Genomic DNA, 25171 nt, shown 5'->3' with positions numbered 1-25171 from the left:
GATCAGCGTGGTGGTGGATGGTGGCTGTCCGGCCGGGTACCCGCGGGACAAGGGGGCGGTCAGCGCCCTCTGTGCGGCGGGGCCTCGATCCCGCACAGGGCGTCGTACAGCGGCCGGTAGAGCAGCCTGACCAAGGACGGGTCGGCGGGGTCGGCCCAGACTCCGGGCTCTGGGGCGAAGTAGGGGGCCAGTACGTCGCGCAGGCGGACCAGCAGGCCGGGATCGCTCTGCCAGCGCGGGCGGCGCTCCGCGGACGGCCGACCGCCCGCCGCGGCGAGCCGGGGGGCGAAGGCGGCGTCGACGAAGACGACCCGGGCCGGAACCCCGCCGCGGACCAAGCGACCGATCACCTGCCACAGCGTGACCAGCTGGTCCCAGGCGAAGGACTCCTTCTCCGCGTCGGACAGTCTGGAGTAGACATAGGAGCGGGAGAGCAGACGGCGCCACACCCCGCGCGCGGCCGTGCGGAAGGCGCTGCCCGCTCCGTCCAGATCCGTTCCGTCGCCGACGAGCTCCGCGAAGGTGCCCTCGGCCAGGCCGGGATGGTTCCGGGTGAAGCGCGCCGCCCAGTCATTGACGGCGAAGACGGAGAGGAAGAGGTCGTCCGGGCGGGGGTGGGGGCGGACCAGGAAGAGCACGGTGCCGAACGCGGCCACCCGCTCCTCTCCGGGGCGCTGGAGCACGGTGAGGATGTTGTGTCCGCGTTCGACCGCGAGCAGCGGTGCGACCAGGATCTGGGCACGGTGGTCGTCGGCGAAGGCGGCCAGGTCGCCGCGGCGCACCGCCGGCGCGGTCGCGGGGGCCTCGGACTGTGCCTCCGAGGCGAGGGACACCTCCAGAGCGGCGTCGTCCGAGGCGAGCACCCGGACGCGGTCCCGCCAGCCGGACATCTCGGACAGCGTCGCGGCGACCACCGCCGCCTCGCGGTAGCTGCCCACGAGCAGAAGGGCCCGCCTGCGGCGCGGGTCGGGAATCTGGGCCAGCTCATGTTGAAGGGGGCTTGGGGTGCGGTCCCGGGGGGACCGCGCCAGCTTCCCCACGAGCAGGCGCAGGGCGTCCTCCCGGTTCTCCAGGTCCTGCCCGGAAATACGGATGGGCTGTCCGGCGTCGTCGTACATGAACTCCGTGCGGAAGACGGTGTCGCCGATCGAGCGCAGCGCCTCCGGCTGCGGTTTGAGCACGGCCCGGACGGGCGCGACCACATGGGACCGGGTGGAGGTTCCGGCCCAGCTCGTCCCGGACATGAGCAGGACGTTCGGACCGTTCGTCCCCCGGTCGGCGTCGGCACCCAGCCGGGGCAGGGAGAGCAGGAGCTCACGACCGACCCCCGCGCACCGGAAGAAGCGGAGGGTGCCCGTGCGCCACCCTTCCCGGCCGCCGCGCTCGTCGAGCAGGAACTGGAAGCCGAGGACATTGCCCATGGGAGACTCCGGCAGCAGGGGCGCGTAGTCCAGGGGCGGGCGTCTGGTCAGCTCGTGCTCTCCGGGGTCGAGCCGCAGGGCGGCCTCGACCTGGGGCCACAGAAAGGTCACTCGGTCGAGCCGCTGGTGCAGGGCCGCGAGCACCAGAGTGAACTCCAGTCTCTCCGCGTTGACTTCGAGCCATTCCTCGCTGAACTCGGTTTCTTCCCGAGCCACCTCACCAGGAAGCGGCGGCCGCTCACAGGGCTTCGGCGCGCCGTCGAGCAGGGCATCGAGCAGGGCACGCACCCGCCCTCGTGTCCTCTTCTCCTGGAGCGTGTGCAGGATGTCGTGGGCCAGCCTCGCCAGGTCGTCGGCGGGAGTGCCGTACGGTCCGCGATCACCGAGAGGGTCGTCGCGGAAGACGTCGAAGACCGAGGTGAGCCGGTCCCGGCGGGCGGCCCAGGGGGCGTCCTCCGGGGCGGGAGGCGCCTCGGACGGACGGTGCAGGGCCTCCTCGTCGTCGTAGAGTTCGGCCTCGTCCGCCATGTCGTCGTCCTCGGCGGGCCGGCGCGGCAGGGGATACCAGGCGTTGAGCAGGCGTTCCTGAAGGGTCCAGGGGCTGAAGTAGTCGATCTGTGCCCATTTCCGCAGGGCCGGGCCGCCGATGAGCATGGCGTAGAGCCGGTCGGCGGCGGAGCCGACAACATCGAGGGCGGCTGACCAGCGTTCGACGTCCTGGTCGGAGAGTTGCAGTCGGCCCTGTCGGGAGAGTTCGGCGATCTCGTGGGTCTGGAGCCGGTCGAGCCACGATTCCGGGCCGGTGGTGACCAGGGTGGCCGTGGGCGCGAACATCTGGTCGAGCTGCGTCTGGACGCGGTCGGCCTCGTCCACGACGACGATGTCGCTGCGCAGACAGGCGAGTTCCAGATAACGCAGGCGCTCGGCGTTGAGCTGACGCGGTACGGCCGTCTGAACCAGGCTCGCAGGGTTGGCCACCCAGATGAGCGCTTCCACGAGATCACGGGAGGAGGAATGCCGGGGGCAGGCGCTCCACAGCGGACAGGCATGCGGGTTCCCTGGGTTCTCCGATTCCTCGGTGTCGCCGGGCGCCGGGCCGGCGGGGCCACCGGCACTGCCGTCCGGGCGTGCGCCCCGGGCGCGCCGAAGCTCCTGGGTGATACGGGCGACACGCGACCGGGCGTCCTCCTCCTGGTCCGTCTCCTCGGCACGGCGGTCCACCGGGTGCAGGGCACCACAGGGCGCGTCGGCGAAGCGGAGCGGTTCGACGGTCTCCAGAGCGCGCAGCGCGTCGAGCGGACAGGCCGTGCTCAGGTGGGTGAAGGTCCGGTCGGTGTGATCGAGCAGCGAGTGCTTTCCGCGCGCGGCGAGCCGCCGGTGCAGACGCTGGGTGTGCTTGGGCCGGGTGGTGCCGCCCTGGACGAGCGCAGCCCGGAGCCCCAGGCCCTGGAGGAGCTGGGTCAGACTGAGCTGCTCAGCGACGTCACCGACCACCAGGGTGGTGCGCAGATCCCGCTGGTGCGCCCAGACCGCGAGCAGGGTCATGAGGGTCGACTTCCCGGCTCCGACCATGCCCACCAGATGTGTCAGTCCGTCCAGGGTGAGCGCCCCCGCGCTCGCGAAGTCCGTTCCGTCCGCCGTGCGGACATCGAGTTCGAGCCGGTCCAGCCGCTCACGCCACTGGCCGGCCGGCCGGCCGAAGCGCTGTTGCCGTGCGTCCATCCACTCCGCGGTGCCCTCAAGCTCGGCGAGGGGAACCTCGATGGGACCGCCGGGGCCGGGGCGGGGGGCGACGAGGTCGTGTCCCGGTGCGGGAGCGAGCACGAATTCCGCAGGAACGGTGACGGAGGAGTACCGCCGCTGCTCCTTGAAACGGTGAGTTCCCTCCCCGGCGTACGGAAGCGGGTTCGTCGCGAAGTCCGGAACCCGTCCGAGCGCCTTGTCGTAGACGTCGAAGCGGTGTACGGCCACCGGATGCGCGACCCGGCGCGCGGGTCCACCGTCGTCCGGGACACGGTAGCCGCGCAGCTGTTCGGGGAGTTGCCGGTAGCTCTCCAGGCTCTGCTGCCACAGGCGTCGCCGCCTCATGGGCCACAAAAGGTGGCGGGCCGCCGTCAGGGCGAGCTGGTCGCCGGGTGTTCCGACCAGTCCGGCGGTGGCGGCGAAGGGGTAACCACCGAGGAGGACCCAGACCCCGTCCGCCGCCCGAGCGGGGCCCAGTGTCTCCAGCAGCCGCAGGCCCAGTTCGACCTGGCAGAGCAGGGCGGGCTTGATGCCGCGGAACTCCGTCGGCCAGGGCTGCAGGTCCTTGGCCAAACGCTGGTACCAGCCACTGCGGTCACGCACGGCCGACTCCGTTCTCCATGAGGTTCTCCGGTGTGATCCGCGCACCGGGGCCACGCTCGCCGCGCAGGCGCCTCCGGGCGGCCCCGACCACCTGCTTGTCGCTGAGCAGGCGGAGCCCTGCCGCGTGCGCGGGTCGTTCCCGGGCGAAGGTCTCCAGATAGTCGCCGCGCTCGCGGACCCGGAAATGCGGCACGGCCCAGCACGCCTCGTCGTACGGCGGCTCGGGCCGCACGAGGGCGGCGGCCCGGCCCAGAAATCCCGGGTGGGTCCAGTCCTTCACGTCGATCGCCCAGATGTGGCCGTCGGGAAAGGTGACCCTCAGGTCGTACGCGTCGAAGCCGGGCCACATCTCGACAGTGAGGCCGAGGCCGCGCAGTTTCCCCTCCAGCTCCACCTCGGCGTGCCCGGGGCCGGTGACGAACTGCCGGAGCGGGCGCCGGAGCTGCCGGATCTCCCCCACTTCGTCGGCGGGCAGCCGTCGGCCGAGAGGGGGCGGGCCCAGGTGCCGGCAGCGGTCACGTTCGCACCACCAGCCGTCCCCCACCAGGGGGGTGAGCAGGGTGAGGCAGCGTGCGCAGGCCACATCGGCGCCGTCCCTGCCGTGGCCCGGCGGGACGGGCGCGTAGATCTCCTCGATGAGGAACTGGACGGGATCAAGGTAGAGGTCCGTACTGATGTCGGGCCACTCCGCTTCGGTCAGCACGGGCCGGGTGACGAGCAGCCGGCGGAAAGCCGTGTACGACTGGGGCGAGTTCGCGGCGCGACAGGCGCTCGTGGCCTCGCGGATCACCAGTTCGCCGTACTGCCGGCCGGTACTGTTCCCCACCCCCTTGACCTCCAGCTCACCGCAGAGCTGCGTCGGTTTCCCGGAGTCCGGGTCGATGAGCCGGTTGTCCTTGTCGAAGAGGTTCATGGGCAGAGCGTCCAGGGGCCAGCTCCGCAGGGGGCGCGTCCGGCACCAGTGGATCATCTCCGGTACCCCTGCGGGGGGTCGCGCACTGCCGCGCAGGCAGGCGAGGACCAGCCCGTCCAGGGCACGCTGCGCCTCGGGAGGATAGGGCAGGGCGAAGGAGTCCAGTTCGGCAACCTCGTCCAGCCGCACGACGGCCGTGGCGACATCACGCAGCAGGACCACGTCGGGGTTCTCCAGCCAGTCAGGAATCGTCCCGGCATAGCCACTCACACGGTCACCTCCGGCCCCGGCAGGACATCACGCGCCGGGCCCGGCGGTGGATCCGCTGTGTACGCGGTGCCGGGCTCGCACCAGGTACGCACCTGGCAGGTGTGACAGTGGCGGCCGGTGCGGGGTTCGTACGAGATGTCCCGGAGCAGGGGCTCGGCGAGATCCGCGATCACCTCACGGGCCTCGGCCACCGTCGCGGGGCGGCCGGGGTCGATGGCTTCGAGGCTGCTCTCCCCCTCGCCCTCCCGCAGATGCTCCAGCTCGACGCGGCCACGGCGCGACCCATCTCCCACGGCCCCCTTGTCGAACAGCAATACAGCCAGCGCCAGTTGAGGATAGGAGCGCAAGAGCGGGCGACCCTCCCACAGGGGTGCGGCGGAGGTCTTGGTCTCCCGCCAGATCCACCGCCCCCTACGGGTGTGGAGCAGGTCGGGCACCGCAAGGACGACGACGTCCAGCTCGGGGATGTACGCGGTGACCCGGTGCTGCGTCAGCACCTTCTCCTGCGGGGCAAGGCCGTCCAGGGGACAGAGCGCGCGGTGTTCCTCCAGCATCCGCAGGGCGCTGCGGACCAGCGGCACCTCCAGCGGATGCGCGGGAGGCAGCAGACCCTCCTCCGCCGGGGGAAGCTCCCGGCAGCCGCGCGGGGGACGCTCGGCGTGCCGCGCGTTCAGCACGGCGTCCACCGCGCGCCCACGGCGCGCCCCGGCGTTCTCGGGGGTCAGGTCGTTGAGACGCAGATGCCGCACGAGGTGGTACTGGGCAGGGCAGTCGCCGTGGAGCCGCAGGTCCCAGGCGGAGATGGAGCGGCGTGCGGGGTGGGGCGGCACCGGGAGGCGGAGCGGCCCCCACAGATGCGGGGTACGCGGCAGTTCGACGCAGGGGCCGATGACCTTGCAGTCGACGCAGTCGGCCCCGGGGCGTACGCCGGTGCCGGTGGCGGCGGCAATGAAGGCGGGCGCGGCGTCCCGCCTGAACAGCTCGCGTACGGTGTCCGGCCCCCAGTCGAGCAGCGGGGTGACGCTGCCGTCCGCGCAGCCGAAGTCGAAGACCCGCACCCGCTCCGGCAGGTTGGGGTTCACCAGGCCGGTCGCGGGCGGGGGGGCACGGCGGGCGCGCCGCCGGGCGGGCAGGCCCTCTGCGAGGACATGGGCGATGGCGGCCTTCTCCGCCGCCGGGCGGTCGGGCTTCGCCCTGCCGAAGGACGGGATCCACAGATCCCGTACCGCACCGTCGGCCGAAGCGTACTGACGGCCCCAGGTCTTGTGCTCGTACTGCCGTGCGCCCCGGTCGTCGGGGCGCTCCCGCAGCGGGGTGCGCACGGTCCAGTCCAGTTGCACGGGGAAGGTGGGGGGCAGCCCGGCGGCCAGCGCCGCATGCTGTTCCCGGGCGCGGGCAGCGACGTACCGCTCGAACACTTGAATGGTCCATGCCATCAGGGAGGGGTGCGCGGGCGCGTTGCGCCCACGGAATGCGCCACGAGTCTGGCGCAATTCCTCGACTACGCGTCCGGGGTGCAGGCGCCTGTGCTCCCATAGATCCAGCGCGGCAAAAAGGGGCCCTGCGCCGAAGTCCTCGAGCAGCGTGGGCCGTTCACTCGTGACAGACGCGGGTGGCTCACCGGGGATGCCCGGGAGGCGCGCACTGAGCAACGGGCGGACCACGGTGCGCAGATGGGACGGGCAGGCGTCGGGATCGGGTCTGGCATGGGTGGAACTGACCTTGATCAGCCAGCTCTCGCCGGTGGTTCCGAGTGGATTCTCCATGTTTTCCCCTGATCAGGGCGGCACGGGCGGGGTGAGCCGAGGAGTACGGACCACCGAAGCACCCGAACAGCATGACACACCCTGTGAACTGAGTCCCTCGATGTACTCAATCTCACTCGATTCACGGTACGCTGCGCCTTCGGAAACCGATCGACCATGGAGGGGCGCAGAGGGTGGAAGCGGGCTGGGAGGACGTGCGGGCCGGGGAGTTGATCGACGGCCGCTACGAACTCGTCGATCTGAACGGCAAGGGAGGGATGGCCCAGATCTGGCGGGCACATGACCGCAGGGAGGATCGGCAGGTCGCGGTGAAGTTTCTGCGCCTGGACACCGAAGACCTGCGCCGGCTCGATACTCGTGACCAGAAGGAGGAACTCGGACATCGGCGTCTCAGGTTCATTCGCGAGGCACAGCTCCTCGCTTGCCTGCGGCACCCCAACATCCCCGAGCAGTACGCATTCGGAACGCATGCCGGAGTCCCTTACCTGGTGATGTACCAGGTGGTGGGAATCAATCTGCGGGCCTTCCTCAAGGGGTACACACCGCTCACGCCCATCGTGGCCGTAGCCGCAGCTGCGCAGATTGCCGCCGCCCTCGCCCATGCTCATGCCCATGAGCGCGGCGTGGTGCACCGGGATCTGAAGCCGGAGAACCTGATGATCTCCGAGCGAGGCGTGGTGTTTCTCATCGACTTCGGCATCGGCAAACAGCTCGGCATCGAGTCCACCCTCACCCAGCCGGGCTCCACCCTCGGCACACCGGGCTATCAGGCACCGGAACAGATCCAGGGAGAGGAGGCCACCGCCGCCACGGATGTCTACTCGTTCTGCTGCGTTGTCTACGAACTCCTCACCGGGAGACCTCCGTTCATCCTCCATGCCCTGCACGGATCGGTGGAGCGCCAGCATCTGCGCAGGCCGCCGCTGCGGCCCGGCGACCTGGCCGCGGGAATTCCCGACGCCCTCGACAAGCTGGTGCTCCGGGGACTCGCCAAGAAGCCGGAACAGCGGCCGACCATGCGGGAGATCCGCGACGCCCTCGGTGAGTTCACCCCCCGCCCCGGAGACCCCGAGCCCCGGCCATGGCTTGCCCACGACCCCACGCGCCCTTTCCGGGAGCCCGAGGAGAATAGGGCAGCGGGCCGGTCACCTGAGCAGGAGCCGGCCCCGGGCACCGGCGAGGACGAGGACGGTGGATGGCTGGACCCGGACGCGATCGAGCTGCTCTGCTCGGCGGCCCAGCAAGAGCTGGAGAAGGGCCGACCCGGGGACGCCGTGAGCGAACTCGCCGGGCTGGTGCCCCGCGTTCGCGAGGAGTGGGGGCGCCGCCCACTGGTCCGACAGGTCTGGGAACTCACCGCCGGAGGTTTCTGGCTCGCGGGAGACTTCGTCGCCGCCGCGCGGCTCTACGAGAGCATCGCCGACGACTTCGTGCGCGGGAACAACCCCCGGGAGCGGGCCGACCGGGCTGTGTTCGGACTGCGTGCCGCCCGGTGCCGGCTGGAGGACGACGGTGACACCGGGGCGGCGATCAACGTGGTCACCGAGGCGGGCTACACGGCGGCGGCCCTGCCCGCGCCGTACGCCACGCAGGTGGAGACGGAGTGCCGCGATGTGGCCGACCACATCTCCGGGCTGCTCGGCGCACGGGGCAGTGGGCCCGGTCCCGGTGCCGCGCCCCGGGGGGAATGACGTGACCGGACACGCCGGAGCACTGGGCGCGGTCCAGACTCACGAACGGGCGGCTCCCCCACGGGATCCGCCTACTTCCCCCGCACCAGGCGCCCCGCCGCGAGTTCGTCGCCGAGGTCCCGTCCCAGCTCCTTGGCGACGATCGCCAGCCGCTCGGCCAGCCGCTCGAATGCGGCCAGGTGCCTGAAGGCGTCGCTGTAGCGCTGCTGCTCCGGGAGGGCGAGCCGACACACCTGGAGCCGACGCACATCGATCCGAGAGGAACTCGACGCATGGGTACCGGCGTGGCGGGCATTGGCCGGCGCCTTGAGCGAACCCGCCAGGAACCAGGGATCGAGTACGTCCGGGTCGACCCGGAGGGCGTGGATCTGCGGACCGACCGCCATCGGCGGGCCGTCGTGGACCCAGGCCGAGAACTCCCTGGAGACACCGACGACCACCACTTCCCCGGATTCCACGACGACGGCGTCGTCCGGGTACGCCCAGCCGCCGGGGGATCCGTCCAGCAGCAGATCCGAAAGCATCAGCAGGGGGATCTCCTCGCGCCGGGGCTCCCTTGAGTCCACTTCGGCCGGGTGCCTGCCCGAACGAAGGGTGAGCGCCCCGGCCCGGACGAGCTCTCCGACAGTTGCGCTCGGCTGATCCGCCGTTCCGTTCGCGAGATCGAGCGCGGCCAACCGGGCGCTCTCGGTCCGGAGGCCGCCCAGCAGTTCGCCGACCTTGTTCCAGGAGTCAGCAAGCCGGGTTCCGGCGTGTCCAGGGACCGAGGCGATGTGGCGGCCAGGGGTGAGATCCACCTCGTCGTCGAGGAGGTCGATCAGCGGGACGACAGCGCTCCACGGGGTCACACCGGCGCCTGCGGCAGATGATCCGCCCCTTTCCTCGGCCTCTGTTCCCCGGCTGGCCGCGCCGATGATGGCAGACCGAATGAATGCTCGCATTTCGCCCCAATCAGGGCCGGTCTCCCGGGCTGCGGACCGGGGAAACCTCGCGGCAGCGTCCGCGAGCACGAGCTCCCCCGGGCCCGGCAGGATCTGCCCCGGGGTAGGCCGCCGCAGCACCCACAGGTGCAGCGAGAGGCTGTGTGGTGCAGCTGATCCGGGCGGGAGCGCCACCACAGCCCGCAGGGCACCCGTGCGCAACAGCGAGCTGCGGATCCTCCGGCCGGCCTTGCGCGCGGCCACGGCCGGCGGCAGCAGCAGGACAGCGCTACCTCCGGGACGGAGTCGTGCGAGGCAGTGCTGCACCCAGGCGAGCTCGGGTTCGGTGCGGGGCGGCATGCCGTGCGCCCACCTGGCGTCCGTGGCAAGGTCCTCGTACCCCCAGTCCCGTTCGTTGGATGGCGGGTTGCAGAGCACCATGTCGGCCTGTGTACCGATGAGGGGATCCGCACGGAGGGAATCCCCCGGCGCCACCACGGGCGCGGGCGCCCCGGAAGGCGGCAGCAGTGCGAGCCGCACGTCGGTGAGAGCAGTGAGCACGGGGTCGCGATCGCAGCCGAGGAGCGCGGCGGGGACGGCCGCCGCGGCGGCGGCCAGCAGAGAGCCCGCGCCACATGCGGGGTCGAGCACCGTGACGGGCTCCTCGCAGTGCTTGTCGGTGGCAGCCTCTCGCACCAGCAGGGCGAGATCGGCCATGAGGTCGGCGAGTGGTTCAGGGGTGGTGGTGATCTGGCGTACATGCCTGTCCAGCCAGCGGCGCAGCAGAAACGTGAGGATGTCGGACGAGCCCTCGCGCCGTCCCAGCTCCACAGCGGCCCGCACCGGGCTCGATCCGGCTTCGTCGGGGCCGCGGTCGTTCTCCACCCCGGCGAGCAGCCGTCCCGCAGCGGCGATGGCAAGCCCGGTCTCGTCACGGTCACCCAGGGCCTCGAACTGGGGCCAGAGCCATTCGCGGCTCGTGGCCTTCCCCAGCTTCCTGTTCTCCCTGAGCCATTTCTCGATCTCCGTCAAAGAGAAGTGCGGACTAGTATCCGTGCCGCCGATCCGTGGAGGAAAGGTGTCATGGCGGCGGCGCCAGTTGCTCACGGCGGCCCGTCCCACCCCCGCGAGCCGGGCAATCTCGGCCAGGGTCACTGGTACGGCGGGGGGCGAGATCATCACTTCTCCAGAGACGTCGGCCAAGCGGAATCGGAGTATCGGCTTGTGGGAGCACTCGAGCAAGCAACTGCTCGCGCCTCTCCCGCTCCCGAGTAAGGCTAACGCACGTTGACTTTGTTCACAGGCTCCCATCTCATAGCCTGGGCACCCTCCATGAGGGCACGGTCCTCAAGGACCACTGCCGGCTCGATTGCTCGCGGTGGTCGTCACGGTCGGCTTCTCCACCTGGAACCAGCCGAGCATCCTCTGCCCTTCTGGCGGGGCCAGTGCATACTGACGGCGGCCGGACTGTCGTACGCGGAATCTCGCTTTGCCTGAAGTCATCGTGGGATCGCGCCGCCGTCCAATCAAGCGGTGATGTCCGCCGACGGGAGCGGCATCGTTCAGCACGTTCACCTGCTGCCACTCCGGCAAATTCGTCACCGCTTGACCCGGGACAGCTGACGCACACTGACCTGTACCTTGGTTCGAGGTGTGCCGCCAACCAGGTGCCCACCCAAGGGTGAGTACAGGGGCGCGCGTTCGACAAGTGGCTGAGCTGATGGACTGCTGGACTGCCAGCTGCTCACAGGCAGCGGTGCCTACTTCCCTCCCTCTGCTGAGAGGCTGCCGTCCTGAGCGGTCTGCGGGGAAGCATAGGGGCGTAACGCACCAGATCCGCCGTGGTCGCAAGAACTTCCTTCACGCTCTTGTCCACCTGGCTGATAGCGGAGGGGTCCAGGGTGAACAGGTACTTGCCCTGCCACGCCCACGTCCCTTCACCAATGGGCGGGGGCAGAAGAACACGATCCCGCCGTCAGGTGTTCCGCGCCGGACCAGCTGCGTTCCTGGCGGCAGGTTCTCTCTGGTGGGAACCGGTACGTATCCGATTCTCTCGAAAGCTCGCTGCTGACTGGTCTCGCTTTCACGGCTGAAGCAGACCCGTCTGACTCCGCTACATCTCCGGATTATCTCAGTTGCTGACGCTCGAATCCGCCGGACCCCGCTGGGGCAACCTTCACCAGAGTCGAGCGATTCTGAGCGACTGAAAGATCTCCCCGTCCCCACGTGTCGCCTGCCGTACCACTCAAAACAGTAGTCCGACTCAGCTGCCCTCCACCACGGCCAAGCCGCAGCCATCTGCGGTCGGGGCATTGAGCATGCCCGGTTGATCCTGGTGACCTCCTCCGACGCAGCTTCCGTCTGTCACCGCCGGCATCGCCGGTTCTGGACCGCCTTCGCCAAGCCTCGGCCGGTTCCACTCTGGGGTCGTTGTTGCGCCGGCCATAGTCAAATCTCTCCCCCCCCCACTCGTCGGCACCGTCCACAGCCTGGACTTCGACACCATGCCGGAGCCTCACCAGGCGGGCGGGTACCCGGAATCTCACCTCGCGGGGTGTCCGCGGACCGTGTCGCGGAAGGCGATCGGGGTCTGTCCGGTGCGCTGGTGGAAGTACTTGCTGAAGTGGGTCGCGCTGGAGAAGCCCAGCTGGTCGGCGATGCGGGCGGCGGTCCGGTCGCTGTGGGCCAGGAGGCGCTTGGCTTCGAGGACGACGCGGCGGTCGATGAACTCCTTGGCGCCGAGGCCGGCGGTGGCGAGGGTGGCACGGGAGAGGGTGCGCGGCGAGTAGCCGAGCGTCTCGGCGTACTCCTCGACCCGGCGGGTGCGGGTGAAGTCCTTCTCCACGGCGTCACGGAACCGTAGGTACGTGGCGTCGGGCTCGGGTGCGGGACCGCCGGCGGGCGTGGTGAGGTGGGCCAGGCGCAGGACGAGGACGGCCAGCAGATGGCGCAGGGCCGCGGTGTGGATCTCCAGGGGCAGTCGTCCCAAGGCGTGGAACTCGGCGGTGAGGTGGTCGGTGGCCAGCCTCAGGGCCGCGACATCGTCGGGAAGGGGACGCCGCAGGATCGGGGCGTGCGGGTCCTCCAGGCGGGCGCCGTCGGTGGTGGTCGGGTCGAGGAAGTCCCGGCGGAACAGGATCAGGGTGCCTTCGGCGTGGGTGAGGTCGCCCCACTGCTGGACCTGACCGGGGCGCACCCAGAGCCAGGGGCCGGGGTCGAGGGTGTGGGCGGTGAAGTCGACCGTGTGCCTCAGGGTCCCCCCGGTGAGGGTGATCAGATGGTGGAAATCCGGGCGCTGAGGAGCCCTGAGCCGCTCGGCGGGTACGCGCCGGCGCAGGTCCGCGAGGGGCAGCACTTCGACGCCGGCGGGGGTTCCGGCAGGCGCGGCGAAGAAGATCTCCGGGATGCCACGAGCGGCATCGTGTCGCTTTTTGACCATCGTAAGTCGTCAGCGTATCCGATTCATCCTGCTCATCGCCTCTAGCGTAAGAGGGTCAGCCCATCCGGCGGCAAGACATTGTCGGAAATCGGCAAGAGAGTGCGCCGATCCGTCCAACGCCGCCGACCCGACCCCGCAAGGAGACCGTCCGTCATGAGCAACGCCAAGAACACCGTCCTGTCCGCCGTAGGTGAGCTTTTCGGCCGGAAGGACCCGAGCGCGGTGGACCGCTGGGTCGCCGCCGACTACCGCCAGCACAGCTCCCTGGCCGCCGACGGCCCCGAGGCCCTGCGGGGGCTGGTCGCCGGGCTGCCGGAGGGCTTCCATTACGAGGCGGCCCGGGTGATCGCCGACGGCGACCTGGTGGCCCTGCACGGCACGTACCACGGCTTCGGCCCCGACCCGCTGGTCGCCTTCGACATCTTCCGCGTCGATGCCGACGGCAGGCTCGCCGAGCACTGGGACGCCCTGACCCCGGTGGTCGAGGACACCGTCTCCGGCCGCTCGCAGACCGACGGTCCCGACCGGGTCACCGCGCCGGAGACGACCGAGGCCAACCGCGCCCTGGTCACCGCATTCGCGCGGAAGGTCCTGGTCGGGGCCGACTACTCGGTACTCACCGACTACATCTCGACCGGGACCTACCACCAGCACAACCCGGAGGCCGCCGACGGCCTGGCCGGCTTCGGGGCGGCCGCCGCGACCTGGGCCGAGCAGGGGAAGAGCCTTCTCTACCGGACCGTCCACAAGGTCATCGCCGAGGGAGAGTTCGTCCTGGTCCAGTCCGAGGGCGAGTTCGGTGTCCCGGTGGCGTACTACGACCTCTTCCGGGTGGCCGACGGCAGGATCGTCGAGCACTGGGACGTCATCGCTCCGGTCCCGGCGGCGCTCCCCCACACCAACGGCCTGTTCTGACACCCCCCGGGGGGGGAGGGCCTCGCAGAACAGCGAGCCCGCACCTCCCCCACCGCGTAACTGTGCACCGGAGGGCGTGTTCCCGTGCGCCGACAGGACAGACGGCGGTGCCACCGAACCTAGTCTGACGGCGCGACGGTCGCCGTTCGCCCCTGGATCCGGCGGCGAGGGCTCGGACCGGCGCCGCCTCCCCGCCCGCCCCGCACACGGTCTGGACACCTATGAAGAGCACTCCGCCGTCACCGGCGCCCGCCAGGGCCGACTCCCCTTGGGCGCCGCTCGCGGCACCCCTCTTCCGGGCGCTGTGGACAGCCCAGTTGGTCTCCAACATCGGCAGCTGGATGGCGACGGTGGGCGCCCAGTGGCAACTGGTCGGGCACAGCGCCGCGCTGGTGACACTCGTACAGACCGCCTCCAGCCTGCCTGTCGTGCTGCTGGCCCTGCCCTCCGGGGTGATAGCCGACCGTCTGGACCGCCGATCGGTGTTGCTGGCCGCGCAGTTCGCGATGCTCGTGGTCTCCGGTGCGCTGGCCGTACTGGCGTTCATGGACGCGCTGTCGCCGACGCTGCTGCTCGCCCTCACCTTCCTTCTGGGATGCGGTACGGCGCTGATGGGCCCGGCCTGGCAGGCGATCCAGCCGGAGCTGGTGGAGCGCCGATCTCTCGGCCAGGCGGCGGCGCTGGGCGCGGTGAACATGAACCTGGCCCGCGCCGTGGGCCCGGCGCTCGGCGGTGCGCTGGTCGCGGTGGCCGGCGCGGGGTGGGTGTTCGCCTTCAACGCGGCTTCCTACCTCGGCATCGCGGCCGTCCTCCTGGTGTGGCGGCGTCCCGCCGCGGCGTCCGCCCCGCCCGCCGCGGGCGAAGGGCTGCTGGCCGCGCTGCACGCCGGCCGCCGCTACGTCTGGAACGCGCCCGGCGTCCGCCGTGTCCTGCTGCGCACGCTGCTCTTCATACCCGGCGGCGCCGCCCTGTGGGCGCTGCTGCCGCTGACCGCGACCCACTCCCTCGGTCTGGGTCCGGGCGGTTACGGGCTGCTGCTGGCGGCGGTGGGGGTGGGCGCGGTGGCGGGCGCGTTCGCCCTGCCCCGTATCGGCCGCGTACTGGGGGGCAACGGCACACTGGCGGCCGGATCCGTGGTGTTCGCCGTGGTGCTCGCGGTACTGGCCACGGTCACCGTGCCCTGGCTGGTCGCGCTCGCCCTGCTGCCCGCGGGCCTCGCCTGGATCGCCGCCCTGTCCACCCTCAACGCGGCCGTGCAGACCCGGCTCCCCGGCTGGGTCAGGGCCCGCGGCCTCGCCGTCTATCTGCTGGTCTTCCAGGGCGGTCAGGCCCTGGCGGCGCCCTTGTGGGGCGCGGTCGCCGACGGGCTCGGGCTGGGCGCCTCGCTGCTGATCGCCGGCGCCACCATGCTGCTGAGCGCGCTCACCGTACGGTGGTGGCCGCTGCGCGACTCCGGGGACATCGACCCCACGCCGTCGGACCACTGGCCGTCGCCTCCCCTGGTGTTCGAACCCGGTGAATCCGACGGCCCGGTCCTGGTCTCCGTCGTCTACCGCGTCCCGGCGGAGCGGCAGCGGCTGTTCACCGACCGGATGCGTCACGTGGCGCGTTCCCGACGCCGTACCGGAGCCCTGTCCTGGGGCCTCTACCAGGACGGTCACGACCCGGAGCGGTTCATCGAGAACTACCTGGTCCCCTCCTGGGCGGGGCACCGGGCCCAGCACCATGTCCGGCTGACGGCGACGGACCGCCGCTACGAGGAGGAGGCACGCGCGCTGCTCGTACCGGGCACCGCGCCGGAGGTGACGCATGCCTTTGACGCCTCCGGCGGGCCGGCTGTACTGCCCTGACCCCACGGGCGGGCGGGGCGCGGCTCCGGGTCCGGGTCCGGGTCCGGGTCCGGGGGAAGTCATCCCTCCGGATACGGGCCGGTCAGCCCTCGCGCCGCTCGCCGTGCGCGACCCGGACGGTGAGCACGTTGGGATCGGTGTCGGTGAAGTAGGCGCCGCTGGCGATGTACGCCGTACCGCCCCGCACGGCGAGCGAGGTGGGGTTCTGGAGGCCGTCGGCGGCGGTCAGCACGGTCCGGTGACTGCCGTCGGGCCCGACCAGGGCGACCTCGTTGCCCCGGTTGACCGCAGCGAGCAGGGTGTCGCCGGGGCCGGTGAAGGCGAAGTCGTCGATGTCGGCCAGTCCGGTGGCCCGGGTCTCGACGGACCCGGCACCGCCGTGGCAGGTGAGGCGGATGCGCAGCACGGTGCCCTGGTCCAGATTGGTCACCCAGACCGCCCCGTTGTGGATCTTGATGCCGTTGGCGCCCAGGAACCCGGTGGGCCGAAGCCGGGGGACGGCGGCCCACCGCGTGGGCGTGCCGCCCGCGACGGGCACCCGCCAGACGGCACCGAGGGCCGAATCGGCCACGTACAGCAGGCCGCTCTGGCTGTCGAGTGCCAGGCCGTTGGGCAGGCTGTCCGCCGGGAGCGCGGCGACGCGCTGCGGGGTGCCCCCGGGGCGCAGGCGCCAGACACCGGTCAGGTCATCGGTGCCCGTGGCGTACACAAAGGACAGCGTCCCGTCGTGCGCGCGGACGATGCCGCCGAGGAACGGCGAGGTCAGAACCGGGGTGGCGGACCCGGCCGGGGGTGCCGGCAGGGTCGCCAGGACCCGCACCCCGCCGTCGGGGGCGATCCGGGCGACCTGGCGGGAGAAGGCGAAGGTGACGACCGCGCCACCGCCGGGCTCCAGGGCTATGTTCTCCGGTCGCTGTCCGTCGGCGATGTTCAGATGGGCGAGGAAGCGCGCGTCCGTCACCGGATCCGGGGCGGCTGTCGCCGATCCCGTGACGCCGGCGGTGAGGATCGCCGCCAGGGCCGCGGCCGGCAGTCCGGTCCGTGACCAACGCTTGGCTGTGGACATGTTGGTGTTCCCTTCGGTGGTGACGACAGGAGGACGGTGACCCGGGCTCGCCGGGGCGGGAACAACGGCCGCCGGGTGTCAGGTCTTCAGCTGTGCGGCGCGCCACTGCCCCGGCGACATCCCGTACGCCGCACGGAATGTCCGGCTGAAGTGGGAGGGGTTGGTGAATCCCCAGCGTGCGGCCAGCACCGCGATCGGCCGGTGGGCCGCGCCGGCCTGGGCCAGTTCCTCGCGCGCCGACTCCAGCCGTCGCGTCCGCAGCCAGGTGGTGACGGTGGTGCCCTGAAGCTCGAAGAGCCGGTGCAGATGACGCAGGGAGATGTTGTGCCGGTCCGCGATGGCCTGCGGGGTGAGTCCGGGGTGCCGCAACCGGGCCTCGGTGCATGCGGTGATCCGCTCCCACAGGGCGGGCGCGGTCCGGCTGCCGACCCGCTCCAGGGCCAGGGTGGCCAGGGCGTCCACCGCGATACGGGCGAGGTCGTCGCGCCGGGCCCCGGCGGTCCGCGTGACCTCTTCGGCCAGCCCGGACAGCAGCGGCAGCAGCAAGGCCGCCGCTCCTTCTCCCGTACCGTCCACCGCGGTGGCCGTCAGGGTGGACAGCTGCTCCTCCTCCAGGAGCAGCCGAGCGCGGGGCATCATGAGGACCCGGGCCCGCTGCCGGGCCGGCACCACGATCCGGTACGGCCGCAGCGTGTCGTGGAACGCCAGTCGACCGGGCCGGAGTTCGGCGGCGCGACCGTCCTGCACCAGCAGGGCGGTACCGTCGAGTTGGATCCGTACGAGGACATGGGTACAGGGGTCGGCGGCCACCGAGCGGACGCCGCGCCGGATCGTTCCCGGGCCGAACTCCTCGGTGGCGATCTGGAGCGCGCCCAGGCGCTCGGCGGTCAGCTCGCCCACCCATGGCCGGCCGCTCTCCACGGTGACTTCGAGAGCCGTGAAGACCTCCGACAGCGCGCGTTCCCAGGCCGCGGCGCGGTCCCCGGGGGCCAGGCTCCGGGTGGAGAAGGACACTCCCCGGCCCGGGGCGGTCAGCGATCCGGCCGGCACGGCGCTTCCCCCGTCCGGCGGCTTGCCCGCTCCCGGTCGAGCCACTCCGTGGGAGACATTCCGAAGGTGCCGCGGAAGGCCCTGCTGAACCGGGCGGCGCCGGTGAAGCCCCAGCGTCGCGCGACCCGGCTCAGGCTGACCGGCTCGGCCGCCGGTGCGCGCAGTTCGCGGCGGCACTCGTACAGCCGCAGCTCGCGGATCCACCGGGACACCGTGGTGTCCTCGGCCTCGAACAGCCGGTGGAGATAGCGGACGGAGATGCCATGGGCCTGGGCGACGGCCCGGGGGGTCAGTCCGGAGTCCGACAGATGCCAGCGGATGAAGGTCTTGATCCTCATCAGCAGGACCCGGTCGGCGCCCGGCCGGCCGGCGCTGTCCTCGCCCAGCCGGGCCGCCGCCGTGGCCGCGATCAGGTCGACGGCCGCGTCGGCCAGTCGCTCCGCCACCGGCGTCGTGTATGCCTCGGAGGTGTCGGCCAGTCGTTCCAGCATGGGGGTGAGCAGGGCGGGCAGACCGCCGCTCGGGCGCACGGCCCGCGCGGTGAGCCGCCGCATATCGGCCTCCGACCGCCCGAGCAGCTCCCTCGGGACCGTGAAGATCTTCAGCTGGAAGCGTTCCGGGAACGTCGCACGGAAGGGCCGGACGGTCTCGAAGAACCCGATGTCACCGGCGCGCAGTTCGGTGGTGCGGCCGTCCTGTTCGACGTGGGCCCGGCCGCTGCTCTGGAGCGCCACGAGGATGTCCCGCCCGTCGCCGCGGGCGATGAGGCGCGGCGACCGGTGGACGCGTCCCGGGTCGCCTTCCACCATGGTGATCCGCAGGCTCCCCAGGTGATCGGTGCGCAGGGCCGCGTCATAAGTGGGGCCGTCGGTGGCGATGTCCATCCCCACCAGGGTCGCGAGCACCGCGTCGTGCCAGAAGTCCAGGCTCTGACGCGGCGGAACCGAGCGGGTGCTCAGCACCAGGGCGCGGCTCCCGCCGGACGCCGGACGCCGATGTCTCTCCGCCAAGGAGTCGATCACGGTGGGCATACGGTGAGCATGCCGGTGCCGTGCCGTCCGGCGCATCAGTCGGTCGACTGGTCGTCAGCCCGGTGACACGGTTCCCCGGCTCGGATCGGCCACGTCGGAGGCAGAACCGGCCGTCGGAGCCGTCCGGGTGGAGGGCCCTGGTTCTGCTCGCTCATGTCCCGGGAGCCGTCGGCGGCCGTGGTGACGACCGGCGGCGACGGCCGGCCCGGCTCCCGCGCGGTCGCCCGCCACGGTGGGTCGGTCCACGGGCCGAGCAGGGCCGGGCACAGGGGCCACCGGACGGTCCCTCCCCCCTCAGCCCTTCCGGAGGAGGTCCCGCAGTTGCTGGCGGCGGCTGATGCCGAGCTTCGGGTAGACGTTGTACAGGTGGGAGCCCACGGTGCGGGGCGAGAGGAAGAGCTGTTCACCGATCTCACGGTTCGACAGGCCGCGTGCGGCCAGCTGGGCGATCTGCCGTTGCTGTGCCGTCAGCCGCTCCAGCGCACCCGGGGTGCCGGGGGTGGGGGCCGCCCCGCCGGCGCGCAGCTCGCGGGCCGCGGCCGTGGCGAGGGCGCCCGCGCCCAGGCGTTCGGCGGCTTCCAGCGCGGTGGTCAGCTGCTGACGTGCCTCGCGTGTCCGGCGGCGGCGCCGCAGCCAGATGCCGTGGTTGAGGCGGGCGTGGGCCCGTTCCCACGGCCACCGGCCCGCCTCCGGGCCGGCCAAGGCGAGGCGGAAGTGCCGCTCGGCGTTCTCGTCCGGGCCGACCAGTGCGGCGGCATGGTGCAGGAGCAGCGTCATCCTGGTGCCCGGGCGCTCTCCCCGCTCCGCGCGGATACGGGCGAGCAGCGGCACGATCTCGTCGGACCGACCGAGACGCTGGGCCACGGCGGCGAGTTCGGCGATGCTCCGGGGGGACAGGAAGGGGTGCAGCGGCGAACCGTCGGCGGTGAACAGCGCGCGCAGCTGCCGCCAGCCACCGTCCCAGTCACCCAGGGCGAGGGAGGCGAGTCCCCGCGCGCGCAGCAGTCGGGCGTGGGTGGCCCGGTTCTCGTCCAGGCAGACGGCGCGCCAGATCGAGGGGGTGAGCAGGGGCTCCGGCGGGACGGTGCCCCGAAGGGCCTGGAGGGTCAGGGCCTGGGCTTCCAGATCCGCCTGGAGGCGGGGCAGGCGCAGCACCGCGGCCTCGGCCGTGGTCTCCCGGATCAGCTCATCGGCCTCGGTGAACCAGCCGACGCCCACGAGGGTGTCCACGAGGGCGGAAGCCGTCCAGCCCCGGATGCCCAGGGCACGGGCGGCGCCGAGCCGGGCGTCGGTGTCGCGGAACTGTCCGAGGCAGACATCCGCCTCGTCCGCGAGATGGGCCGCCGCGTGGACCGCCGTACGGGCGGCCAGGGTGTACGGGTCGGCCGGCGGCGCTCCTTGCGGCCCCGCGGCGCTCGCGGGCGAGCCTTGCGCGCCCGGCGGGTGGAGAACCGCGGAGATCAGCGCCTCCAGGGCCCGCTGGGTGTCCGGGTGGCCGGGGTGCCAGGTGGCCGGAGGCCGGTGCGGGTCGGTACGGCCGGTGTCCCGGGGGGCGTCGGTGTCCCAGGAGTCGTCGTCCGGGACAGGGCCGGTGTCCGGTGCAGGGCAGGTGTCCGGTGCAGGGCAGGTGTCCCGGGCAGGGTCGGTGTCCTGGGCATCACCCGTATCCCGGGCATGGGCGGCCCGGTGACCGGGGCGGGCCCGCTGGGTACGGTCGAGCAGCCCGGACAGCCCGGCCCGGTGTTCCGGCAGGCCGGACTGGACGGTGATGCCCGCCGCCACCGCCGTCAGCGCGAGCGCGACGGGGCGGCCGACCGCCGGAAAGTGCCCGGAGGCATCGACCAGAAGGTCGAACGCCTCCCGCTGGGAGGACTCCAGCGACAGATTCGCGGCCAGGGCACCGGCCGCGACACAGACGAGTTCCGGATCTCCCCCCTCCCGGGCGAACCGTCCGTACAGCTCCCTCACCCAGCCGGGATCCCCCACCGCATGCGCCGCCACCAGGGCTTCGGCCAGCCTGCGGGCGCGTGCCGGCCCCGGCGGGCCGATGCGGGCCGCCTGTTCCAGGGCGCGCGCGGTGCCCACGACATCCTCATGGCACCACGCGGAGTCCTCCAGCGCGGCGGCCACCGGCTCGCTGGGGCGCAGGGTCGCGGCGGCCAGGTGGCGGGCTCTGCTCTCCGGCCGTGCGACGGCGGCCGCGAGGTCCCGCCGGGCCCGCTGCCGTTCGGCCGCCGGATGCCGCGCGAGAACGGCCGAACGCGCCAGGGGATGCCGGAGGACCAGGCGGTCCTCGACCAGCGAGACCAGGCCGGCGGCCTCCGCCGGGGCCCACACCGCGAGGTCTCCGTCGCCCAGGGCGGTCATGAGCGAGGCGACGCTCTCGCCCGGCTCCGCGGCCGCGGCGTAGAGCAGGGCCCGCCCTGTCCCGGGGGGCAGCGCGTCGATACGGGCCGTGAGGCCGGGTGCCGTCGGCGGGTGCGGCACCGGGGCGCCGGCGGTGCCGCCCGCCCGGCGGGCCGTGGGCGCACGACGGCTCAGTTCCACCAGGGCCAGCGGGTTGCCCGCGGCCTCCGCCAGGATCTCCAGCCTGGACCGGCCGGTGGGCGCGTCCGGCTGCCGGTCCAGCAGCGCCGCGGCCCAGGGAGCGCTCAGCGGACCCAGACGGAGGTGCTCCGCGCCGGGCGGGAGGCCGGGCCGGGGCGCCTCGCTCCGCGCGGTGAGCAGAAATCCGACCGGCCGGCCGGCCAGCAGCCGGATGCCCGCGCGGAGCGCGTCGGCGAAGGCGCGGTCACAGGCGTGGAGGTCGTCCACGCACACCACCACCGGGCGGGACGCGGCGAGGTGGTCCAGCAGCACCAGCAGTGCGGTCCGTACCTGTGCGTCGTCCGGCCCGCCGTCCCGGGCCGCGGGCTCCAGGGCGGCGCTCAGCACCCGGCCGTGCGCCGCGGGCAGACGGGGCACCTCGTCCAGGACCGGCACCAGCAGCTGGTGCAGACAGGCGCGGGCGGGCCGGAGATCCGTGGCCCAGCCCTGCGCCGACAGGACGAGCGTGCCGTCGTCGGCCGCCCGTTCCCGGACATGGCGGAGGACTGTCGTCCGCCCGATCCCCTCCTCCCCGAGGAGCAACAGCGCCTGGGGGCTTCCGGGCCGACACGTCACGCACCGCAGGATCCGGTCGATCTCGCTGTCCCGGCCGAGCGGGCGCGGCACCGTCGTACGGCCGGACAGACGGGCGGCGTCCTCGCCGGCCGCCGATCGGGGTGGGTGGACCGTCATGCACATACTCCGGACCTGCTCGGCTGCCCACCGCTGTGGGCGTGTTCTGCGGACGGGCCCATCCTCGGGGAGGCGAGGTCACGGCGCTTCTGTCACATGACCAGTCGTCCGCCGTCCCCGGCCCGGACCCGCGTCGCCGCCGCCCGGCGGTCGTGCACGGCGGGGTTGGCATCATGGGGCCCGAGGGGGCGATCACGGACATGGGTGCGTACACCGTTCATCAGGGTGACGAGCTGCGGGGCAGGGACCCCGAACTGGCGGCGATCCGGCGGCTCCTCGCCACCGTCGAGCCAGGGGCGTACGGTCCCGCCGCCGCCGAGGCAGGAGGAAACGGCATCGCCGTGCCGGGAGGGGGCGCCGCCGCCTCCGGTCCGAACGTCCTCGTCCTGACCGGAGAGCCGGGGACGGGAAAGACCACCCTCGTGACACACGCCGGCACCGAGGCCAGGGCGCGCCGCCTGCGGGTGCTGCGGGCACAGGGCTCGGAAGGGGAGCGGGACCTGGCCTTCGCAGGCGTCCACCAGCTGCTGCGACCGGTCCTCGGCGCGGTCGGCGGCCTGCCAGCCCGGCACCGCGACGCCCTGCGGAGCGTGTTCGGCACGGCCGGCGACGGACAGGAGGCTCCCGATCCGCTGATGATCAGGATGGGCGTGCTCGGCCTGCTCTCCGACGTGGCCACCGGGCAGCCGCTGCTCATGACCGTGGACGACGCCCAGTGGCTCGATATCGGTTCGCTCGATGTGCTCGCCTTTGTCGCCCGGCGCCTGGCGGGCGAACGGATCGCCCTGCTGCTCGCGGCGCGGGAGGACGCGGTGCCGAGGCGCTTCGACCGTGACTTCGCGCATCTGCCGGTCGGCCCGCTGGACCGGGTCTCGGCCGGGCAGTTGCTGGACGCGCAGCCGTACCGCCCGCGCGGCAGGGCCCGTGCCCTCGTCCTGGAGCAGGCGGCCGGCAACCCGCTCGCCCTGGTCGAACTGGCCCGTGCCGCCGCCGGGTCCACGCGCGGCGGCGGCCCCGGTGCCCTGGACGATCCGCCCCTCACCCAGCGGCTGGAGCGGCTGTTCGCCGCCGACCTGCCCCTTCTTCCCGAAGCGACCCGTGGCGCGCTGCTGCTGGCGGCGGCCGCGGGCACCGACACCCCACTGGAGGCGTGGCAGGCCGCCCCGTTCCCGGACGGCGATGCCCGGGTGTGGCTCCCCGCGGAGCAGGCCGGGCTGGTACGGGTGGAGAGCGGACGCGTCCGTATCCGCCATCCCCTCGTCCGCTCCGCGGTCTACCGGGCCGCTTCGTTCACCGAGCGGCGTACGGCCCATCTGGCCCTCGCGGAGTTCCACGCCGGTGAACCCGACCGGCGGGCCTGGCATCTGGCCGCGGCCGCGCCCGGGCCGGACGAGGGCGTCGCGGCGGCCGTCGCGGAGAGCGCCGAGCGCTATCGGCGCCGGGGCGGTTACGGAGCCGCCGCCAAGGCCCTGGAACGGGCCGCCGACCTCACTCCCGACACCGGGCGGCGCGCCGGACGGCTGCTCTCCGCGGCCTCGTACGCCATGCTGGCCGGGCATCCCCAGTGGGTCGGCGAGATCACCGGCCGGGTCGACCGTCTCACCGACGACCCCCGGACGCGCTCCGAGGCGGCCCTGCTCGGCGGCTGGTCCCTGGCGGTGACCCTGCGGCACGAGGACTCCCTCGGCTTCCTGCTGCCCGTGGCGGAGAGGATGGCCACCGCCGCGCCGGAGCTGGCGCTGAACGCCCTGAGCACCGGCGCCACCCCCGCGTACAACTCCGGCGACCCGTTCCACCGGGCCGAACTGCGCCGCGTCGGCGGGCTGATACCGCCGCGCCCTGAGCACACCGGGAGTCTGTGGCCACGGCTGGTCGCCGATCCGTTCACCGGGCGGCGGGCAGCCGTCGAGCAGCTGAGCGGTCTGGTCGACGCCCTGCCGGAGGACTCCCTCCCCGGTCTGGTCCTCCTGGGTGCCTGTGCCTGGATCCTGGACGAGACCGGGACGGCCGTTCGCCTCCTCGGCCGGGCGCGGGACCACCATCGCCGCGCCGTCACGGCCGGCACCAACTGCACCGTCACCCAGACCCTCGCCCTCGCCCTGTTCGAGAGTGGGGCGTGGACGGCGGCCGAGACCGCTGCCGAGGACGCCTTCTGCATGGCCACGGAGGCGGGTGCGGACAATGTCGCCGTGGGCGCCCCGATCCTCCTCGCCACCCTGCGGGCCGCCCGCGGCGACCACGCCGGTGCCCGCGCCCGCGCCGGCGACGCCGTGCGCGGCGTCGACCTGCGCGGCTCCCGCAGCCTCTTCGTACGGCACTGCCATGCCCTCGGCCTCGCCGCCCTGGCGGAAGGCGACCACCGGGCCGCGTACGAGCATCTGCGCGGGGTGTTCAGCCGGGACCTCCACCCGGCCCCCGTCCATCACCATGCCTCGTACTACTACGTCGCCGACCTGGCATCGGCCGCTGTCCGGACCGACCGCCGGGACGATGCGCGGGCCGTGCTGACCGCCACGACCGCCGTCCTGGGGACTCCCGGATCCGCGCGGCTCGCCGCCCTCGTACACCGGGCCACGGCGCTGCTGAGCGACCCCGACGAGGCGGAGCCGCACTTCCGCGCGGCGCTCGCCGGTCCGGAGGCGTCCCGGTGGCCCTTCGAAAACGCCCTCGCCCAGCTCGACTTCGGCGAGTGGCTGCGCAGGCGCCGCAGGTCCGCCGAGGCCCGTCCCCTCTTCGCCGCGGCCCTGGATGTCTTCGAACGGCTCGACGCCCGCCCGTGGACGGAGCGCGCGGCCTCCGAGCTACGGGCGGCGGGTGTGTCCGTCGCCGTCGCCGCACCGCCGTCGGCCGCCACCGGGCTGACCGCGCAGGAGCTGAACATCGCACGGCTGGCGGCGGCGGGGCTGACCAACCGGGACATCGCCGCCCGCCTGTATCTGTCTCCCCGGACCGTCGGATTCCATCTGGGCAAGGTCTTCCCGAAGCTCGGTGTCACAGGCCGGGCCCAACTGCGCGACGCACTGGCCCGGTTGCCGCGCCGCGGCTGACCGGGCGGGGGGCCGGGCCCGGTCGCCGGAGGCGACGCCGGGGCGCGAACGAAGGACACGGAGCCTGTACGGGGTGGGACGGCGCGCTCCCGTCGGGGCGGGCGGGGCACAGCTGTGCACTGCCGGGCCGGTACCGGTGCGCTGTCGGAAAAGCCGGGTCCCGCGCG

At 72.7% G+C, this 25171-nt stretch carries 13 protein-coding genes; 4 read left to right on the top strand and 9 right to left on the bottom strand.

Translation table 11 applies throughout. The features are described from left to right. Positions 1-59 precede the first annotated feature (59 nt). The 3 genes from ABT354_RS30385 to ABT354_RS30375 are packed head-to-tail and all read right to left on the bottom strand — an operon-like array spanning position 60 to position 6386. Positions 60-3767, bottom strand: coding sequence for a pPIWI_RE_Z domain-containing protein (locus tag ABT354_RS30385; protein ID WP_351499681.1), 3708 nt, complete (start codon positions 3765-3767; stop codon positions 60-62). After that, complete coding sequence (locus tag ABT354_RS30380) at positions 3760-4950, bottom strand: pPIWI_RE_Y domain-containing protein (RefSeq protein WP_351499678.1); 1191 nt, start codon at positions 4948-4950, stop codon at positions 3760-3762. Before ABT354_RS30380 ends, ABT354_RS30385 begins: the two co-directional genes overlap by 8 nt. After that, positions 4947-6386, bottom strand: a complete 1440-nt coding sequence (locus ABT354_RS30375) for a PD-(D/E)XK nuclease family protein (RefSeq protein WP_351499676.1) — start codon at positions 6384-6386, stop codon at positions 4947-4949. The genes ABT354_RS30380 and ABT354_RS30375 overlap by 4 nt, the downstream gene beginning before the upstream one ends. A 503-nt stretch (positions 6387-6889) precedes the next feature. On the opposite strand from ABT354_RS30375, the gene ABT354_RS30370 reads away from it, so the two are divergent. Next, entirely contained in the window at positions 6890-8407 is a 1518-nt protein-coding gene (locus tag ABT354_RS30370; RefSeq protein WP_351499674.1) for a serine/threonine-protein kinase, read from the top strand. Positions 8408-8478: 71 nt separating this feature from the next. Here the strand turns inward: ABT354_RS30370 and ABT354_RS30365 are convergent, their stop codons facing one another. Further along, positions 8479-10506: an N-6 DNA methylase gene (locus ABT354_RS30365; protein WP_351499672.1), complete on the bottom strand. Its 2028-nt coding sequence runs from the start codon at positions 10504-10506 to the stop codon at positions 8479-8481. Between the two features lie 1363 nt (positions 10507-11869). Beyond that, positions 11870-12766, bottom strand: coding sequence for a helix-turn-helix transcriptional regulator (locus ABT354_RS30360; RefSeq protein WP_351499670.1), 897 nt, complete (start codon positions 12764-12766; stop codon positions 11870-11872). 153 nt (positions 12767-12919) lie between these two features. Here ABT354_RS30360 and ABT354_RS30355 point away from each other — a divergent pair, with 153 nt between their 5' ends. Together ABT354_RS30355 and ABT354_RS30350 are read left to right on the top strand one after the other, a co-directional pair. Continuing rightward, positions 12920-13681, top strand: coding sequence for a nuclear transport factor 2 family protein (locus ABT354_RS30355; protein ID WP_351499668.1), 762 nt, complete (start codon positions 12920-12922; stop codon positions 13679-13681). A 221-nt stretch (positions 13682-13902) separates the two neighbouring features. Beyond that, positions 13903-15531 (top strand): MFS transporter, encoded by a 1629-nt coding sequence (locus ABT354_RS30350; RefSeq protein WP_351499666.1) that lies wholly within the window; start codon positions 13903-13905, stop codon positions 15529-15531. Positions 15532-15613: 82 nt separating this feature from the next. Here ABT354_RS30350 and ABT354_RS30345 read toward each other — a convergent pair whose 3' ends face one another. From ABT354_RS30345 to ABT354_RS30330, 4 genes are all read right to left on the bottom strand, one after another. Further along, the gene (locus ABT354_RS30345) at positions 15614-16597 is read right to left on the bottom strand and encodes a hypothetical protein (protein ID WP_351499664.1); all 984 of its coding nucleotides are present in this window, start codon (positions 16595-16597) and stop codon (positions 15614-15616) included. A 78-nt stretch (positions 16598-16675) separates the two neighbouring features. After that, a complete protein-coding gene (locus tag ABT354_RS30340; RefSeq protein WP_351499662.1) occupies positions 16676-17647 on the bottom strand; it encodes a helix-turn-helix domain-containing protein in 972 nt (323 codons plus the stop codon). After that, the gene (locus tag ABT354_RS30335; RefSeq protein ID WP_351499660.1) at positions 17629-18678 is read right to left on the bottom strand and encodes an AraC-like ligand-binding domain-containing protein; all 1050 of its coding nucleotides are present in this window, start codon (positions 18676-18678) and stop codon (positions 17629-17631) included. The genes ABT354_RS30340 and ABT354_RS30335 overlap by 19 nt, the downstream gene beginning before the upstream one ends. A 294-nt stretch (positions 18679-18972) precedes the next feature. Further along, positions 18973-21957: a helix-turn-helix transcriptional regulator gene (locus tag ABT354_RS30330; protein ID WP_351499658.1), complete on the bottom strand. Its 2985-nt coding sequence runs from the start codon at positions 21955-21957 to the stop codon at positions 18973-18975. A gap of 173 nt (positions 21958-22130) precedes the next feature. Here ABT354_RS30330 and ABT354_RS30325 point away from each other — a divergent pair, with 173 nt between their 5' ends. Continuing rightward, positions 22131-25004, top strand: a complete 2874-nt coding sequence (locus ABT354_RS30325; RefSeq protein WP_351499656.1) for an AAA family ATPase — start codon at positions 22131-22133, stop codon at positions 25002-25004. The last annotated feature ends 167 nt before the right edge of the window (positions 25005-25171 follow it).

The sequence above is a fragment of the Streptomyces sp. NPDC000594 genome (genome assembly GCF_040299965.1).
Taxonomy (GTDB): domain Bacteria; phylum Actinomycetota; class Actinomycetes; order Streptomycetales; family Streptomycetaceae; genus Streptomyces.
This window is presented reverse-complemented; position numbering and strand designations above follow the sequence as displayed.

What these genes read in the sequence shown, in the direction of transcription:
- ABT354_RS30360 (WP_351499670.1), bottom strand. Translation starts at nt 12,766, where the DNA reads ATGGTCAAAAAGCGACACGATGCCGCTCGTGGCATCCCGGAGATCTTC.
- ABT354_RS30375 (WP_351499676.1), bottom strand. Translation starts at nt 6,386, where the DNA reads ATGGCATGGACCATTCAAGTGTTCGAGCGGTACGTCGCTGCCCGCGCC.
- ABT354_RS30350 (WP_351499666.1), top strand. Translation starts at nt 13,903, where the DNA reads ATGAAGAGCACTCCGCCGTCACCGGCGCCCGCCAGGGCCGACTCCCCT.
- ABT354_RS30330 (WP_351499658.1), bottom strand. Translation starts at nt 21,957, where the DNA reads ATGACGGTCCACCCACCCCGATCGGCGGCCGGCGAGGACGCCGCCCGT.
- ABT354_RS30365 (WP_351499672.1), bottom strand. Translation starts at nt 10,506, where the DNA reads ATGATCTCGCCCCCCGCCGTACCAGTGACCCTGGCCGAGATTGCCCGG.
- ABT354_RS30355 (WP_351499668.1), top strand. Translation starts at nt 12,920, where the DNA reads ATGAGCAACGCCAAGAACACCGTCCTGTCCGCCGTAGGTGAGCTTTTC.
- ABT354_RS30345 (WP_351499664.1), bottom strand. Translation starts at nt 16,597, where the DNA reads ATGTCCACAGCCAAGCGTTGGTCACGGACCGGACTGCCGGCCGCGGCC.
- ABT354_RS30325 (WP_351499656.1), top strand. Translation starts at nt 22,131, where the DNA reads ATGGGGCCCGAGGGGGCGATCACGGACATGGGTGCGTACACCGTTCAT.
- ABT354_RS30335 (WP_351499660.1), bottom strand. Translation starts at nt 18,678, where the DNA reads ATGCCCACCGTGATCGACTCCTTGGCGGAGAGACATCGGCGTCCGGCG.